14 protein-coding genes and 2 tRNA genes are annotated in these 16237 nt (G+C 72.1%); 13 read left to right on the forward strand and 3 right to left on the reverse strand.

The genetic code is table 11. The annotated features are described in order from the left end of the window. The first annotated feature begins 9 nt into the window (after window positions 1-9). The 3 genes from ACFXMF_RS13690 to ACFXMF_RS13700 all read left to right on the forward strand — a co-directional run bounded on the left by ACFXMF_RS13690 (window position 10) and on the right by ACFXMF_RS13700 (window position 2137). A complete protein-coding gene (locus tag ACFXMF_RS13690; RefSeq protein ID WP_379990554.1) occupies window positions 10-771 on the forward strand; it encodes a glucose 1-dehydrogenase in 762 nt (253 codons plus the stop codon). Between the two features lie 144 nt (window positions 772-915). Next, window positions 916-988: transfer RNA gene (locus tag ACFXMF_RS13695), tRNA-Ala, on the forward strand. Window positions 989-1153: 165 nt separating this feature from the next. Further along, entirely contained in the window at window positions 1154-2137 is a 984-nt protein-coding gene (locus tag ACFXMF_RS13700) for an SDR family NAD(P)-dependent oxidoreductase (protein ID WP_360304554.1), read from the forward strand. Window positions 2138-2157: 20 nt separating this feature from the next. On the opposite strand, the gene ACFXMF_RS13705 is transcribed toward ACFXMF_RS13700, so the two are convergent. Both ACFXMF_RS13705 and ACFXMF_RS13710 read right to left on the reverse strand, forming a co-directional pair. Continuing rightward, on the reverse strand, window positions 2158-2610 hold the full coding sequence (locus tag ACFXMF_RS13705; RefSeq protein ID WP_379989293.1) for a nuclear transport factor 2 family protein: 453 nt from the start codon (window positions 2608-2610) through the stop codon (window positions 2158-2160). Further along, window positions 2607-3245, reverse strand: a complete 639-nt coding sequence (locus ACFXMF_RS13710; RefSeq protein ID WP_379989294.1) for an HD domain-containing protein — start codon at window positions 3243-3245, stop codon at window positions 2607-2609. The genes ACFXMF_RS13705 and ACFXMF_RS13710 overlap by 4 nt, the downstream gene beginning before the upstream one ends. A 130-nt stretch (window positions 3246-3375) precedes the next feature. Between ACFXMF_RS13710 and ACFXMF_RS13715 the strand changes: the two genes are divergently transcribed. The 3 genes from ACFXMF_RS13715 to ACFXMF_RS13725 all read left to right on the forward strand — a co-directional run bounded on the left by ACFXMF_RS13715 (window position 3376) and on the right by ACFXMF_RS13725 (window position 5244). Beyond that, window positions 3376-4335 carry a DJ-1/PfpI family protein gene (locus tag ACFXMF_RS13715; RefSeq protein ID WP_360304560.1) on the forward strand — a complete coding sequence of 320 codons (960 nt, stop codon included), beginning with the start codon at window positions 3376-3378 and terminating at the stop codon, window positions 4333-4335. Window positions 4336-4383: 48 nt separating this feature from the next. Then, entirely contained in the window at window positions 4384-5160 is a 777-nt protein-coding gene (locus ACFXMF_RS13720) for a rhomboid-like protein (protein WP_360304562.1), read from the forward strand. A gap of 11 nt (window positions 5161-5171) precedes the next feature. Further along, window positions 5172-5244 (forward strand) — tRNA-Ala (locus tag ACFXMF_RS13725). Window positions 5245-5302: 58 nt separating this feature from the next. On the opposite strand, the gene ACFXMF_RS13730 is transcribed toward ACFXMF_RS13725, so the two are convergent. Beyond that, on the reverse strand, window positions 5303-6487 hold the full coding sequence (locus ACFXMF_RS13730; RefSeq protein WP_379989295.1) for an epoxide hydrolase family protein: 1185 nt from the start codon (window positions 6485-6487) through the stop codon (window positions 5303-5305). 62 nt (window positions 6488-6549) lie between these two features. Between ACFXMF_RS13730 and ACFXMF_RS13735 the strand changes: the two genes are divergently transcribed. The 7 genes from ACFXMF_RS13735 (at window position 6550) to ACFXMF_RS13765 (ending at window position 16064) form a co-directional block, all read left to right on the forward strand. Then, window positions 6550-7527: a YafY family protein gene (locus tag ACFXMF_RS13735; protein ID WP_360304566.1), complete on the forward strand. Its 978-nt coding sequence runs from the start codon at window positions 6550-6552 to the stop codon at window positions 7525-7527. A 93-nt stretch (window positions 7528-7620) separates the two neighbouring features. Then, window positions 7621-9000, forward strand: a complete 1380-nt coding sequence (locus ACFXMF_RS13740; protein ID WP_379989297.1) for a glutamine synthetase family protein — start codon at window positions 7621-7623, stop codon at window positions 8998-9000. A 149-nt stretch (window positions 9001-9149) separates the two neighbouring features. Then, complete coding sequence (locus tag ACFXMF_RS13745) at window positions 9150-9809, forward strand: lysoplasmalogenase family protein (protein WP_360304568.1); 660 nt, start codon at window positions 9150-9152, stop codon at window positions 9807-9809. A gap of 251 nt (window positions 9810-10060) precedes the next feature. Then, the gene (gene leuS / locus ACFXMF_RS13750) at window positions 10061-12961 is read left to right on the forward strand and encodes a leucine--tRNA ligase (protein WP_379989298.1); all 2901 of its coding nucleotides are present in this window, start codon (window positions 10061-10063) and stop codon (window positions 12959-12961) included. A gap of 303 nt (window positions 12962-13264) precedes the next feature. Next, on the forward strand, window positions 13265-13897 hold the full coding sequence (locus ACFXMF_RS13755; protein ID WP_360304572.1) for a hypothetical protein: 633 nt from the start codon (window positions 13265-13267) through the stop codon (window positions 13895-13897). A 197-nt stretch (window positions 13898-14094) separates the two neighbouring features. After that, window positions 14095-14940 (forward strand): DegV family protein, encoded by an 846-nt coding sequence (locus ACFXMF_RS13760; protein ID WP_360304574.1) that lies wholly within the window; start codon window positions 14095-14097, stop codon window positions 14938-14940. A 431-nt stretch (window positions 14941-15371) separates the two neighbouring features. After that, window positions 15372-16064 (forward strand): helix-hairpin-helix domain-containing protein, encoded by a 693-nt coding sequence (locus ACFXMF_RS13765; RefSeq protein WP_379989299.1) that lies wholly within the window; start codon window positions 15372-15374, stop codon window positions 16062-16064. Window positions 16065-16237: the final 173 nt, after the last annotated feature.

A 16237-nucleotide genomic window follows, 5' to 3' on the forward strand; every position in this document is an offset into this window, starting at 1 on the left:
TGACATCCCATGGCGGATCTGACCGGCAAGGTCGCGATAATCACCGGCGCCGCACGCGGGCAGGGCGCGGCCGAGGCCCGGCTGTTCGTCGCGAGCGGCGCCCGGGTCGTGCTGACCGACCTGTTGGTGGAGGAGGGTGAGCGGGTCGCCGCCGAACTCGGCGACGCCGCGCGCTTCGTCCGGCACGACGTGTCGGATCCGGCGGACTGGGCCGAGGTGGTCGCCGTCGCCGTCGCCGAGTTCGGCGGCCTGGACATCCTGGTCAACAACGCCGCGATCTACTGGACCAAGGGCTTCGCGGACGAGACGCCCGAGCGGGTCGAGCGCATCCTCCGGGTCAACTTCTTCGGCGTCTGGCACGGGATGCAGGCGGTGCTGCCCGCGATGAAGGAGCGGGGTGGCGGCTCGATCGTCAACATCTCCTCGCAGGCCGGACTGGAGGGCATGCCCGGGCACGCGGCCTACGGCGCGACCAAGTGGGCCGTCCGCGGCCTGTCCAAGACGGTCGCCCTGGAGGTCGGTGAGCACGGCATCCGGGTCAACTCGGTGCACCCGGGCACGATCGACACCCCGATGATCGCCGCGGTCGGCCTGGAACAGGGGCCGGGCAGGTTCCCGTCCGTGCCGCTGCGCCGGATCGCCGCGCCGGAGGAGGTCGCCGAGGTGGTCGCCTTCGTCGCCTCCGACGCGGCGTCCTACCTGACCGGCACCGAGCTGGTCGTGGACGGCGGGGCGATGGCCGGGATGGTCCGGCCCGCAGGCAGTTTCTGAGCCGACACCGGGGTTCGCGGAGCGCCTCCGCGGACCCCGGAGCGGCCCGGGAGCGGCCCGGGGAAAGGCGTTTGGATGCGGCCCGGGGGAGCGTGTAAAGTACTCGTGGTCGAGCGGGTGAGCCCGCCGGCCGAGATAAACAGCGGGGCTGTAGCTCAGTTGGTAGAGCGCTTGCATGGCATGCAAGAGGTCCGGAGTTCAATTCTCCGTAGCTCCACAGACAGGACCGCCTCCCGGATTCGTCCGGGAGGCGGTCCTTTTCGTATGCCGTCGCGGCCGGTGTCGGAGCGGTCGGTCCGGTGGCTGCCGATCGGGCGGAAATAGTGTGAAAGCCCCGTACCGGGCATTGTCTCTCCGTGACTGCGACGAAGGTGAGCGTGCGATGACGGAGAGTCGGTTCTGGGAGCGGGCGATGGACCGGGCGATCGTGCCCGGATACAGCCGGATCGGGTACGGGGTGCGCCGGCGGGCCGGGCTGCCCGCCGACCCGGAACCGGCCGCACTCAAGGGGCGGACCGTCGTGGTGACCGGGGCGTCCGCCGGCATCGGCGAGGCGGCGGCGACCGGCCTGGCCCGGCTCGGCGCGACCGTGGTGCTGGTCGGCCGCGACGAGGAGCGCACCGAGGCGGCCCGCCGACGGGTGGTGCAGCGGGTCCCGGGCGCCGAGGCGACCGTGCGCCGCTGCGATGTGGGCAGCCTGCCGGACGTGGCCCGGTTCGCCAAGGAACTGCGCTCCGAACACGGCCCGCTGCACGCCCTGGTGCACAACGCCGGCGCGATGTCCGCGACGCGCGCCGAGACCGCCGAGGGGCACGAACTGTCGCTGGCCGTGCACGTGCTCGGGCCGCACCTGCTCAGCCGCCTGGTGGCCGCCGACCCCGCGTCCTGCGCCCGGGTGGTCTGGTTGAGCTCGGGCGGGATGTACACCCAACGGTTGCCGGTGGACGACATCGAGTACCTGCGCGGCCCGTACAAGGCGGCCGTGGCGTACGCGCGGACCAAGCGCATGCAGGTGGTGCTGGCCGAGCTGTGGGCCGAGCACCTGGGCACCGGCGGCCCGGTCGTGCACGCCACCCACCCCGGGTGGGTGGACACCCCCGGCCTGCGCGCGTCGATGCCGACCTTCCGCCGGCTGACCGCGCCGCTGCTGCGCACTCCGGAGCAGGGCGCGGACACCGTGGTGTGGTTGTGCGCGGCCGACGAACCGGGCGGCAGCACCGGCCTGTTCTGGCAGGACCGGACCCCGCGACCGACGCACTACCGGCCGGCGACCCGGGAGAGCCGACCGGACCGGGCCTGGTTCTGGCGACGCTGCCAGGAACTGACCCACCCGTGGGCCGGGGAGTGCGGCGGCCGCGCGGACTAGACGCGCGGCCCCCGGCGTGGTCAGGCGAGGGGAAAGGTCAGCCCGTGCTCCTCGATCGGGCGCGGGCCGTGGATGCGGCGGTCCGCCTCGGTGATCACCACGTCGTTGATGCTCGCCTCGCGCCGACGCATCAGACCGTCCTCGGTGAACTCCCACAGTTCGTTGCCGTAGCTGCGCACGAAGCGTCCCGCGCCGTCGTGCCACTCGTACCGGAAACGGACCGCGATCCTGTCGTCGGTGTACGCCCACAGCTCCTTGCGCAGCGCGTAGTCGTGCTCGCGGGCCCACTTCTCGGTCAGGAAGGCCACGATCGCCGGGCGCCCGGTGACGAACCGGTCGCGATTGCGCCAGACCGAATCGGGCGTGTAGGCGAGCGCGACGCGTTCGGGGTCGCGGGTGTTCCAGGCGTCCTCGGCGGCCTGCACCTTGGCGCGGGCCGAGGTCTCGGTGAACGGGGGCAGCGGCGGCTTCACGCGGACCACCCCGACTGCTCGATCACGTCGACGAAGTCGGTCCGCTCGAAGCCCGGTACGAACCGGGCGAGTACGTCGGCCTTGACGTTGCCGAACGTGGTCTGCGGCCGGTGTTCGACGCCCTCGGTGAAGGCCCGCAGGATCCGCCGCTCGAAGTCCGGGCGGGGATGTGCGGCGACCACGGCGGCGCGCGTCTCGGCGGGGAGGTCCGCCAGGCCCAGGCCGAGCACGTCCAGCTCGACGCCGGCGGTCACCAGGGCCACCTCGGGCTCCATCCGGGCGGGGATCCCGGGTGTGGTGTGCAGCGCGATCGCGGTCCAGACGATGCGCGCGCGGTCGGCGGACAGGCCGTGCCGGAGCAGGAAGTCGCGGGCGGCGTCGGCGCCGTCGAGCTCGAAGCGCTGCTGCGAGGTGCGATATTCGGCGGTCAGCCCCAGGTCGTGGAACATCGCGCCGACGTAGAGCAGTTCGGGGTCGAAGTCCAGGTCCAGGCGGCGCCCCCGGAGTGCGCCGAAGAGATACACGCGGCGCGAATGGTCGTACAGCAGTGGGTCGGCGACGTCCCGGATCAGCTCGGTGGCCTCCTTGGCCAGGGCGCTGTCGGGGATCTCCACGTCGGCGATGCGCTCGGACATGGCAACGGTCCTTTCCGATGGAGGGAGGGGGGAACGGCTCAAGCCTGCCGCCCGGGCCCGGGTCGCGGCCATGTCCATCCAGACGGCGATCCCTCGGATTCGGACACGGCTCGCGGGTAGCGTGGGAGGCATGCAACGCAGGAATGTGACGGTGCTCGCGTACGACGGGGTCCGGCTGATGGACGTGACCGCGCCGCTGGAGGTGTTCGGCACGGCCGAGCGCCTGGGCGGCGCCTACACGCTGACCCTGTGCTCGCCGACCGGCGAGCCGGTGACCACGTCGGCGGGCACCCGGCTGCTGGTCGACGCGGCCGCGACGGAGATCGACGGCGCCCACACGCTGGTCGTGCCGGGGTCGGTGGACTTCCCGCAACACGCGCCGTCGGCCCGGCTGCTCGACGCGGTGACCACGCTCGCCGCGACCTCCGGGCGGATCGCGTCGGTGTGCACGGGCGCGTTCCTGCTCGCCCGGGCGGGGCTGCTCGACGGGCGGCGGGCGGTGACGCACTGGCGGCACGCGGCGATGCTGGCCCGGCGCCATCCGAGCGTCTCGGTCGAGCCGGACGCGATCTTCGTCCGGGACGGCACGGTCTACACGTCCGCCGGGGTGACCGCCGGCATCGACCTCGCCCTGGCCCTGGTCGAGGCGGACGAGGGCGCCGACCTGGCCCGCGAGGTGGCCCGCGACCTGGTGGTGTTCCTGCGCCGACCGGGCGGCCAATCGCAGTTCTCGGTCCCCTCGCGCGCCCGGGCCGGCCTCGACGATCCGCTGCGCCCGGTCCTGGACGCGGTCGCCGCGGACCCGGCGGCCGACCACTCGTTGCCCGCGCTCGCCCGACTGGGCGGCTTCAGCCCGCGCCACCTCACCCGGCTGTTCCACGAGCGGGTCGGCTCGACCCCGGCGGTCTACGTGGAGGCCGTGCGGATCGAGGCGGCCCAATCCCTGCTGGCCGCCGGCGCCACCGTGACCGCCGCCGCCGCGCACAGCGGCCTGGGCAGCGACGAATCCCTGCGCCGGGCGTTCCTGCGCCGGCTGGGCATCACCCCCTCCGCCTACCGCGCCCGCTTCCGCAGCACGATCGGCGGCTGAGCCGGGCGGAGAAGATTCGCGCGCGGGCCGCGGGGGCACCGGAGCCGGGTGACCGTCGCACTCGGGCTGAGCCTCGCCATCGCCTGGTACGTGTTGCGCGGCCTCGCCCGTCGCTGGGCCTGGGCCCGGCGCTGCGTGCGGGTGCTGAGCCCGTGGACCGCCCGGCTGCACGCGTGGGTGTTGTCCGCGCCGGTCACCTTCACCTACATCGCCATCTTCACCGCGTCCACCGTCGTGCAACGCACCTCGCCGCCCCGGCTGATCGACCTGCTCACCAAGCTGAACAGCACCAACCTGCTCCGGCTCGGCGACGATCCGCTGGAGGCGCTGCTCACCAGCGCGTTCTGGGTCGCCGACCACGGCTCCGGACTGGCCACCTACATGGTCGTGTTCGGCACGATCGTGGCGTGGGCGGAACGCCGCTACGGCTCGCCCAGGATGTTGCTGATCGGCGCGAGCGGCCACGTGTTCGGGTCGCTGCTGACCGCCGCGGTGGAGAAGGGCGCGATCGAGGCGGGCCGACTCCCGCACAAGATCGCGTTCGCGACGGACGTCGGGGTGAGCTACGTCGAGGTGGGCTCGTGCGCGGCGGCGGTGCTGATCATGTCCGGCTGGGTCCGACTCGCGGGCACGGCGGTGATGTTCGTCTCGGTCGGCCTGCCGGTGATCGTGGACCACACCATCTGGGACCTCGGGCACCTGTTCGCGACGCTGTGCGGCCTCACCGCCGCGGTGCTGCTGCGGGCGGTCGGGCCGCTGCGCGCGCCGCCGCCGCTGCGCACCCCCTTGGTCGTGAGCACTGCGGGCGACCCGGTAGACTTGTGACGTATTCACGCGGGGCTGTAGCTCAGTTGGTAGAGCGCTTGCATGGCATGCAAGAGGTCCGGAGTTCAATTCTCCGTAGCTCCACCGCAATCCCGAAGGCCGCTTCCCCCGGGAAGCGGCCTTCGGTCGTTTCGGACGGCCCCTAGGACACGTCCCGGCCGTCCGGACCCGTGAAGAACTCCCGGACGTCGCCGATCAGCAGTTCCGGCTGCTCCAGCGACAGGAAGTTGCCACCACGCTCGAACTCGGTCCAGCGCACCACGTGGTGGTCGCGCTCGGCGAAGCGGCGGATCGCGACGTCCTGGGGCAGGGCGACGGCCACGGCGGTCGGCACGGTGCCGCGCTCCCTGGGCGCCCACGCGCTCGGGTCGTGCGCCATCTCGTAGTAGAGGTTGGCCGAGGAGCCCGCCGTGCCGGTGAACCAGTACAGGCTGACGTTGGTGAGCAGGGTGTCCCGGTCCACCGCGTCCTCGGGCAGCGCGCTCGCGGTGTCCGTCCACTCCTTGAACTTCTCCACGATCCAGGCGAGCTGACCGACCGGGGAGTCGTGCAACGCGTGGGCGAGCGTCTGCGGCCGGGTCGACTGGATCGCGTTGAAGCCCATCTTGTCGTCCCGGAACTCCTGGAGCCGGGCCAGCCTGGACTGCTCGCTCTCGGTCAACCCGGCGAAGTCGGCCGGGTCCTCGGACGGGAAGGTGACCAGGCCGTTGACGTGGATGCCGATCACCCGCTCCGGCGCGATCCGCCCCATCTCGGCCGCGATCCACGCCCCGCCGCCGTTGCCCTGCACGCCGTAGCGCGAGTAGCCCAGGCGGGCCATCAGCTCGGTGAAGGCACCCGCGATCCGGCCGGTGTTCCAGCCCGGCCCGGACAGCGGGCCGGAGAAGCCGACACCGGGCGTGTCGGTGACCACGACGTGGAAGTCGCGCGACAGCGGCTCGATCACGTCGACGAACTGCACGAACGAGCCCGGCCAGTCGTGGATCAACAACAACGCGGGGGCGTCCGCCCGGGCCGAGCGCACATGCGCGAAGTGGATGTCCTGACCGTCGATCCCGGTGAGGTACTGCGGGAAGGAGTTCAGCCGGGCCTCCGCCTCGCGCCAGTCGAAGTCGTTCGCCCAGTACGCGGCCAGATCCCGCAGGTACGGCGTCGGCACGCCACGCGTCCACTCGGGCACGCCCGGGACGTCGGCGGCCCAGCGGGTGCGGGTCAGGCGCTCGCGCAGGTCGTCCAGATCGGCCTGCGCGATCCCGATCCGGAAGGGGCGGATCGTGTCGGCGGTCGCGGTGGCGGTCTCGGCTGCGGTGTGGCTGCTGTTCTCCATGAGTGGAACAGTAGGATCCCAATAGGAATGCTTCGATCCTATTGGGGCGGCAGGCTGCGAAAATGTTGGAAACCTCGGCACGTTTGTTGCGCCTGTTGTCCCTGCTCCAGACACCCCGCGAGTGGCCCGGCTCGGAACTGGCCGACCGCTTGGGCGTGACCGGCCGCACGATCCGCAAGGACGTCGAGCGGCTGCGCGAACTCGGCTATCCGGTCGACGCCACCCGGGGGTCCGCCGGCGGCTATCGGCTCGCCGCCGGTGCCGCGATGCCGCCGCTGCTGCTGTCCGACGACGAGGCGGTGGCGGTCACCATCGGCCTGCGCACCGTCGCCCAGGGGGCGATGGCGGGCATGGAGGAGACCTCGATACAGGCACTGGCCAAGCTGGAGCGGGTGTTGCCGGCGCGGCTGCGCCGACGGGTGCGCACGTTGCAGCAGTACGCGGTGCCGGTACCCGCGGATCGGCCCTCCGCCAAGGTGGACACCGACGTGCTCACCGTCCTGGTCGCGGCCTGCCGGGACCGCGAGCGGCTGCGGCTGGACTACCTCGACCACGCCGGCGCGGGCACCGTGCGCACCGTCGAGCCGCAGCGGGTGGTCAACTGGGGCCGCCGCTGGTATCTGGTCGCCTGGGACGTGGACCGCGCCGACTGGCGCACCTTCCGGGTCGACCGGATCACCCCGCGCACCCCGAACGGGCCCAGGTTCGCGCCGCGCGAGGACCCGGACGGCGACGCGGCCAGGTACGTGGCCGGCAAGGTCTCCGCGGCGGCCTGGCGACATCGCGCCCGGGTCCTGGTGCACGCGCCCGCCGCCGACGTCCTGGACCGGATCAACCCGGCCGTGGGCACGGTCGAGGCGATCGACGCCGACACCTGCGTGCTGGACACCGGCGCCGACTCGCTCGACACCCTGGCCGTGCACCTGGGCCTGCTCGGCCACGACTTCACCGTCACCGACCCCCCGGAACTGGTCGCCCATCTGCGTGCCCTGACGGACCGCTATGCCCGCTCGACCCGCGCGGACGCACCGGCCCCGTGAAGCCGCGACGGCGGCGGTCGTGTCCTCGACCGGCTCGGTTTCGCGTCGGCCCGCCCGGCGAAATCCCCCGCCCGGCACATCGAGTGCGCTTGGATGGCCGGAACCGACGGGGAGGCGTGGATCATGCTGGAGATCGAGCGGTTGCGGGAGTTGGTCCGGGCGCGCGAGGTGGACACCGTCGTGGTCGCGTTCACCGACATGCAGGGGCGGTTGCAGGGCAAGCGGTTGTCCGCCCGCTTCTTCCTGGAGGAGGTGCTCGAACACCACACCGAGGCGTGCGACTACCTGCTCGCCGTGGACGTCGATCTGAACACCGTCGACGGCTTCGAGATGAGTTCGTGGGATCGCGGCTACGGCGACTTCGTGCTGCACGCCGACCTGCGCACCCTGCGCCCGGTGCCGTGGAATCCCGGTGCCGCGCTGGTCCAGGCGGACCTGAAGTGGGGCGACGAACGCCCCGTGGCCGCGTCGCCGCGCCAGATCCTCAGGGCGCAGACCGAGCGGCTCGCCGAGCGCGGCTGGACCGCGATGGTCGGTACCGAGCTGGAGTTCTGCGTCTATCGGGACACCTACGAGGAGGCATGGCACCGCGCCTATCGCGACCTGACCCCGGCCAACCTCTACAACGTCGACTACTCGATCCTGGGCACCGGTCGGATCGAGCCGCTGCTGCGCCGGATCCGCAACGAGATGTCCGACGCGGGGATGTACGTGGAATCCGCGAAGGGCGAGTGCAATCTCGGCCAGCACGAGATCGCCTTCCGCTACGACGAGGCGCTGCGGACCTGCGACAACCACAGCGTCTACAAGACCGGGGCCAAGGAGATCGCCGCGCAGGAGGGGATGAGCCTGACCTTCATGGCCAAGCCCAACGCGCGCGAGGGCAATTCGTGCCACATCCACCTGTCGTTGCGCGAGGAGGCGGACGGCCGGCCGCTCCTGGCCGGCTCGGGAGCGCACGGACTGTCCCGGCTCGGCAGCCAGTTCCTGGCCGGGCAGCTCGCCGCGCTGCGCGAGTTCACCCTCCTGTACGCGCCCAACATCAACTCCTACAAGCGCTACCAGCCCGGCACGTTCGCGCCGACCGCCGTCGAGTGGGGCATCGACAACCGCACCTGCGCGCTGCGCCTGGTCGGCCGAGGCGCGGGCCTGCGGGTGGAGAACCGGGTTCCCGGCGGCGACGTGAACCCCTACCTGGCGGTGGCCGCGATGATCGGCGCCGGGTTGTACGGGATAGACCACTGGCTGGAGCCGGCCGAGGCGTGCGCGGGCAACGCGTACGCCTCCGACGGGCAGCACGTGCCCACGTCGCTGCGCGCGGCGCTGGAGCTGTGGGAGAAGAGCACGCTCGCGCTCGAGGTGTTCGGTCCCGAGGTCGTCGAGCACTACGCCAACGCCGCCCGGGTCGAACTCGCCGCCTACGACGCGGCGGTCACCGACTGGGAACTGTTCCGGGGCTTCGAACGCATGTGAGGACGGCCCGGTCGGCGGGGTTCGGGAGCGGGCGCGGACCGCTCCCGAGGCCCCGGGTGATCACGATTGAGGTCTTTCCCGTCACGGTTGCGTGACGGGTCGAACGAGTGGGCGAATGGTCCGGTTTCCGGCCAGTAGTGTCGCCGGACGTGACCCTCACCGCAGTACTCGTGCTGGTGCTCGCGAGCCTGCTCGCGGTCGCCGACTGGGTGGCCGTCGCCCGGGAACGTCTCCCGCTCGATCGGCTCCCCCTCGATCGCCTCCTGAAGGCCGCGGTGATCTGTGCCCTGCTGGTCGCCGTCTGGTCGTTCGACGACGTCGACGGGGCACTGCGCGCGTTGTTCAGCGTCGCGCTCGCGTTGTCGCTGCTGCGCGACCTGCTCGCCCCGCGCTGGTTCGTGGCCGCGGTGGTGGCCTCGCTGTTCGCCCACATCGGCTACGTCGCGGGTTTTCAACGCATGGGGTGGTCCTGGCTGTGGGCCGCGGCCGGCATCGTGGTCGTGCTGTTCGCGGCGGGTGCCTACGCGGTGCGTCTGGTCACCGGCGCGCGCGAGAGCGCGCCCACGTACATCGGCATGGTGCTGCTCTACGTCGGCGTGGTCTCGTTGATGGTGGTCGCCGCGGCGGCCACCGGTCGACCGAGCGCGGTGGCCGGCGCGTTCCTGTTCTACGTCTCCGACACCCTGGTCGGCTGGAACCGGTTCCGCGCCCCGACGCCGTACGCGCCGGTGCTGATCGTGGGCGCCTACCACCTCGCCCAGATCCTGCTGGTGTTGTCGTTGTCCACCGGGCCCGCTCCGGGACTGTGACCGAGGCGGCCCGGATGTCGCCCCCGGATCGAACCGGCTCCGGGTCACCTGCGGTAGCCTGAGGCCATGCGTGCCGTACTGCTGCTTACCGGGCCGCGCTGAGCAGACCGGGTGGAGGACCGCTCCCACCCGACTCGGCGCGGCGACCCCTCCTGAGCGAGGGGTCTTTTCGTTTCCAGAAACGGTCGCTTCGCGCAAGCGACGAAACCGGAAGCAGCCGACGGCTGCCCACACCCCGATGGTTGAGGACGATGACCGAGATGACGCAGGGTCCTGCCGGCAACACCGACGCCCCGACCGAGCCCTTCCGCTACAACGCCGTCCTGGCCGGCGACATCGAGGCGCGGTGGCAGGACCGGTGGGAGGCCGACGGCACGTTCGAGGCGCCGAACCCGGCCGGTCCGCTGGCCGAGCCGGAGAAGGTCGCCGGGCGGCCCAAGATGATGGTGATGGACATGTTCCCGTACCCCTCGGGTGTGGGCCTGCATGTCGGACACCCGCTGGGCTTCATCGCGACCGACGTATACGCCCGGTTCAAGCGCATGACCGGGTACAACGTGCTGCACACGCTGGGCTACGACGCGTTCGGCCTGCCCGCCGAGCAGTACGCGGTCCAGACCGGCACACACCCGCGGGTGACCACCGAGGCGAACATCGCCAACATGCGCCGGCAACTGCGCCGGCTGGGCCTGGGCCACGACCAGCGCCGGTCGGTGGCCACCACCGACCCGGCCTACTACCGCTGGACGCAGTGGATCTTCCTGCAGATCTTCAACTCCTGGTACGACCCCGAGGCGCCCGGCGCGGACGGGGGCGTCGGTCGCGCGCGTCCGATCACCGAGCTGGTCGAGCAGTTCGAGAAGGGCGACCGGGCCACCCCGGACGGGCGCGCGTGGGCCGACCTGAGCGCCACCGAGCGTTCGGCGGTACTGGACGAGTACCGCCTGGCGTACGTGTCGCAGGCCCCGGTCAACTGGGCGCCCGGTCTGGGCACCGTGCTGGCCAACGAGGAGGTCACCGCCGACGGCCGCAGCGAGCGCGGCAACTTCCCCGTGTTCAAGTCCAACCTGCGGCAGTGGATGATGCGGATCACCGCGTACTCCGACCGGCTGCTGGGCGACCTGGACAAGCTGGACTGGCCCGAGCCGATCAAGATCATGCAGCGCAACTGGATCGGCCGATCCGAGGGCGCCAAGGTCTCCTTCGCCACCGACGCGGCGCCGATCGAGGTGTTCACGACCCGGCCCGACACGCTGTTCGGCGCCACCTACATGGTGCTGGCACCCGAGCACGAACTGGTCGACGCGATCGTCGCGGACGCCTGGCCCGAGGGCATCCCGGCGGTGTGGACGGGCGGCGCGGCGACGCCGGCCGAGGCGATCGCGGCCTACCGCCGATTCGCCGGGTCCAAGAGCGACGTCGAGCGGCAGAGCGAGGGCAAGGACAAGACCGGCGTCTTCACCGGCGCCTACGCGATCAACCCGGTCGACGGCGAGCGGGTCCCGGTCTTCATCGCCGACTACGTGCTGATGGGCTACGGCACCGGCGCGATCATGGCGGTGCCCGCGCACGACCACCGCGACTTCGAGTTCGCGCGGGCCTTCGAGCTGCCGATCCGCTGCGTGGTCGAGCCCACCGACGACCGCTCGATCAGCGACACCACCGAGTGGGCCGACGCGTTCGTGTCCTACGACGCGAAGCTGGTGAACAGCTCCGGCGCGGGCATCACGCTGGACGGTCTGGGGGTGGTCGAGGCCAAGAGGACGATCACCGAGTGGCTGGCCGCGCGCGGCATCGGCGAGGGCACGATCAACTTCAAGCTGCGCGACTGGCTGTTCTCCCGGCAGCGTTACTGGGGCGAGCCGTTCCCGATCGTGTTCGACGAGGACGGCGTCGCGCACGCGCTGCCGGACTCGATGCTGCCGGTCGAGCTGCCCGAGATCGACGACTACCGCCCGCGCACCTTCGACCCGGACGACGCGGACACCAAGCCCGAGACGCCGCTGTCGCGCAACGCCGACTGGGTGAACGTCACGCTGGACCTGGGGGACGGGCCCCGGCAGTACCGCCGCGAGACCAACACCATGCCCAACTGGGCCGGTTCGTGCTGGTACGAGCTGCGTTACCTGGACCCGACCAACACCGAGGTGCTGGTCGACCCCGAGGTCGAGAAGTACTGGATGGGCCCGAAGCACGAGGGCCACACCGGCGGCGTGGACCTGTACGTCGGCGGTGTCGAGCACGCGGTGCTGCACCTGCTGTACTCGCGCTTTTGGCACAAGGTGCTGTTCGACCTGGGCCACGTGTCCTCGTCCGAGCCGTTCCACAAGCTGTTCAACCAGGGCTACATCCAGGCGTTCGCGTACAAGGACGAGCGCGGCGTCTACGTCGAGGCGAGCGAGGTCGAGGAGCGGGACGGGAAGTTCTTCCTGGGCGAGCAGGCGGTCAGCCGCGAGTACGGGAAGATGGGCAAGTCGCTGAAGAACTCGGTGACGCCCGACCAGATGGCCGAGGAGTACGGCGCGGACACCCTGCGCCTGTACGAGATGTCGATGGGTCCGCTGGAGATCTCCCGACCGTGGGACACCCGCGCGGTGGTCGGCTCGTACCGCTTCCTGCAGCGGCTGTGGCGCAACATCGTGGACGAGCACACCGGCGCGCCGACCGTGGTCGAGGAGCCGGCCGACGAGGCCACGCTGCGGGCCACCCACAAGGCGATCGACGGCATGCGGCGGGACATGGACGCGCTGCGTTTCAACACCGCCATCGCCAAGGCGATCGAGCTGAACAACACGTTGGTCAAGCTGCCGGCCGTGCCGCGCGAGATCGCCGAGAAACTGGTGCTGATGGTGGCGCCGCTGGTGCCGCACGTGGCCGAGGAGCTGTGGTCCCGGCTGGGGCACGGCGACACGGTCACCTACGAGGCGTTCCCGCAGGCGGATCCGGCCTACCTGGTCGAGGACACGGTCACCTGTGTCGTGCAGATCAAGGGCAAGGTGCGGGCCCGCCTGGAGGTGCCGCCGAGCATCGGCGAGGACGAGCTGAAGGCGCTGGCGCTGGCCGATCCGGTGGTGCTGGCCGCGCTGGACGGGGCCGGCGTGCGGATGGTGATCGTCAAGCCGCCGAAGCTGGTGAACATCGTTCCGGCGTAGGTCGGTCGGTGCGGGTCGGCCGCTCGCTCGGTGAGCGGCCGACCGCGCGCGGGCCGTGCTTCGCGGTGGGCCCGCGTGGCGGGTTCTCGCGGTGTGCGGCGGGGGCGCGCGGTGTGCGGTCGGGCCTTCACGGTGTGCGGGCCGGCTTGTGCGGCGGCCGATTTCCGGACGGTGTCCGGACCGTTTCCGGTCGGTGACGATCGGTCTGGAACGCGGTGTTTTCCGCCGCGTGCGTATCGAAGCCGCCCGGCGGCGTTAGTGTGAGGGGAAACCTTCCGGCCCCGACCAGGCAGGAGACGCCTCGTGGCCCTCGCCGACGTTCCCGCGACCACCGACTCGTTGGCCGATGGCGCCGAGACCTTCGGCGTGGTGCTGGGCGCCGGTGTGCTCGCGTGTCTCGTACTCGTGGGCGTCGTGGTGGGCCTGATCACGATGATGCGGCGGGCGGTGCGCCGCCGGATCGACCGGCACGCGCCCCGGGTCCGCGGCCTCGTGGAGGACGCCACGTCCAAGGCTCGTGCGTATACCCGCACGGGTGATGCGGGCGAGGCGGCGCGCCTGCGCGGGTCGGTGCGGCGCTCGCTGGACCAGACCCGGAGAGTGCTGGAGGCGGGCTACGCACACGACGCGCAGCTCTCCGACGCGGTCGCGCTGTTGCGCCGGCTGGACGAATTCGCCAAGGCGCTGGACACGGACCTCAAGATGGTCGAGCGCGAGCCCGATCGGGACCGGGTCGCCCGCGAGTTGCCCGGCCTCAAGGAGCGCGCGGATCGCATCGAGCATGCCGCGGCCTCGCTGCGGTGGGCCGTTCAGGACCGCGAACGCCACCTGGGCGAGGACGAGTTGGACCGGCTCGGCACGGACGTCGAGCGCGAGGCCGCGGCCCTGCGCGCGTACGCGGACGAGAGCCGATCCGAGAGCAAGCGGTTGACCTGAGCAGCCGCCGGCGGCGGGCCCCGACGACGGGACGCGCCGGCCGCACCCTCGCGCGCGTCACCCGCGCGTCGGGGCGTGGCATGGTGACCGAGATTGAATGTGGTGTCTCGACTCAGCGACCCGACACGGGGTAGTCGAGACACCGACCCCGCCCCCCTGTCGTCTCACATCCGGGTGGTTGCCCGCTCATGCCGACGATGCCCACCGATCTTGCCGTGGTCACCGATTCCACGGCCTATCTGCCCGAGGAGCTCGTGGAGCGGCACCGCCTCGTGGTGGTCCCGCTCAAGGTCGTCCTGCGTGGACGGCCGCTGGACGACGGCATCGAGGCCACGCCCGCCCAACTCACCGACGCGCTGCGTCAGCGCCGAGTGGTGACCACGTCGCGCCCGGCGCCGGAGACGTTCGCCGAGGTCTATCGCGAACTCGCCGAGAAGGGTGCGACGGGCATCGTCTCGATCCACCTCTCCCGCGAACTCTCCGGCACCTACGAGGCCGCGCTGCTCGCGGCGCGGGACGCCGAGGTGCCGGTGCGGGTGGTGGACTCGCGCACGTTGGGCATGGGGATGGGTTTCTCCGTGCTGACCGCGGCGGAGGCGGCGGCGGACGGCGCGTCCCTGGAGGAGGCGGCGATCGCGGCGGAGAAGCGCGCGCAGACCACGTCGGCGCTGTTCTACGTGGACACGCTGGAGTATCTGCGCCGGGGCGGGCGGATCGGGGCGGCGGCGGCGTTCATGGGTACGGCGTTGGCGGTCAAGCCGCTGTTGCATGTGAGCGACGGGTTGATCGGGCCGTTGGAGAAGGTTCGTACGGCGACGCGCGCGATCAGTCGGCTGGAGGAGTTGGCGGTGGAGCGGGCGGGGGCCGGGGCGGTCGACATCGCGGTGCATCATCTGGCCAGTCCGGAGCGCGCGGAGGCGTTGGCGGGGCGGCTGCGGGAGCGGGTGGCCGGGCTGGGGGAGTTGTACGTGAGCGAGGTGGGCGCGGTGATCGGGGCGCACGCGGGGCCGGGGTTGTTGGCGGTGGTGGTTTCGCCTCGGTGAGGGGCGGGCGGGGCCGGGTGGGGTGGCGTTGTCGGGGCGGGGTGGGTCACCCACGTGGGTGGGGTTGGTTTCCACAGCCCGGCGGGTTGTGCACAGGGGGCCGCGGTGAGCGGGGGCGGGTGAGCGGGGCGGCCTAGCTTTCGGGCATGCCCGGATCCTCGTTGCCGTTTTCCTCGCCTTCGCCTTCGCCGTCTCCTGTGCCGGACTCGTCCTCCGGATATGCCGTGCCCGGGTTCTCGTCGCCCGGGATGTCGTCTTCGTCGGCCGGAGACTCGTCCGCCGGGTATTCGTTCTCCGGTCGGGCTTCGCCGGGGCGTGCGTCGCCCGGCCGTGCGGCCTCGGCGTTGCCGCGGTCGGGTGCCGAGCGGGTTGCCGCGCTGCTCGGGGCGGGGGAGCCGGAGGGTCCTCGGGGGCCGGATTCCGCGCGGCGGGTGGCCGAGGCGGTCGCGGATCGCCTGCCGGCCCGGTTTCGGGTGGGGGTGGATCGGCGTGCGGTGGCCGCGGTCGCGGTGCTCGCGCTGGTGGCGGTCGCGCTCGCGGTGGGCGGCTGGTGGCGGGCGCGGCCGCAGAGTGTGGCGGCGCCGGCGGCGGTTCCGGTGGGGCAGGCGACGGGGGGTCCGGGGTCGGGCTTCGCGGCGTCGGCCGGTGCGCCGGCTTCGTCGTCGGCTGCCGGGCCGGTGCCTGCGACCGGGCCGATCACGGTGCATGTGGCCGGGAAGGTGGCGCGTCCGGGGGTGGTGTTGTTGCCGCCGGGGGCGCGGGTGGCGGATGCGGTGCAGGCCGCCGGTGGGGCGTTGCCGGCGGCGGATCTGGCCACGTTGAACCTGGCCCGCCCGCTGGCCGACGGCGAACAGGTCCCGGTCGGCGTCCCGGGCGCCCCGGCGCCGGTGCCGGTGGCCTCGACCGGGCCGGGCGGCTCGGCGACTTCGGGCGCGCTCGTCGACATCAACACGGCAACGGCCGAACAACTGGAGCAACTCCCCGGCGTGGGCCCGGTTCTGGCCCGGCAAATCATCGAACAGCGCACCCTGCTCGGCCGCTTCGCCACGGTCGACCAACTGCGCCGGATCCGCGGCATCGGCGACCGCAAGTACAGCGACCTGAAGCCGAGGGTCCGGGTATGAGCGGGCCGATCGCGAGCGTGGGCGGGCCGGCGGCCCACCCGACGAGGCGCCGCCGGGACGGCGGGATTCGCCCGCTGCCGGTGGGCGATGTGGTGGGTCCGGGCGGGCGGGGGCGGGCCGGCCCGCTGCCGGGGTGTGCGCCTCGGTCGGGCCTCGGCGGTGTCGGTGCGTCC

The organism is Embleya sp. NPDC059213 (genome assembly GCF_042754445.1).
Classification (GTDB): Bacteria; Actinomycetota; Actinomycetes; order Streptomycetales; family Streptomycetaceae; genus Embleya.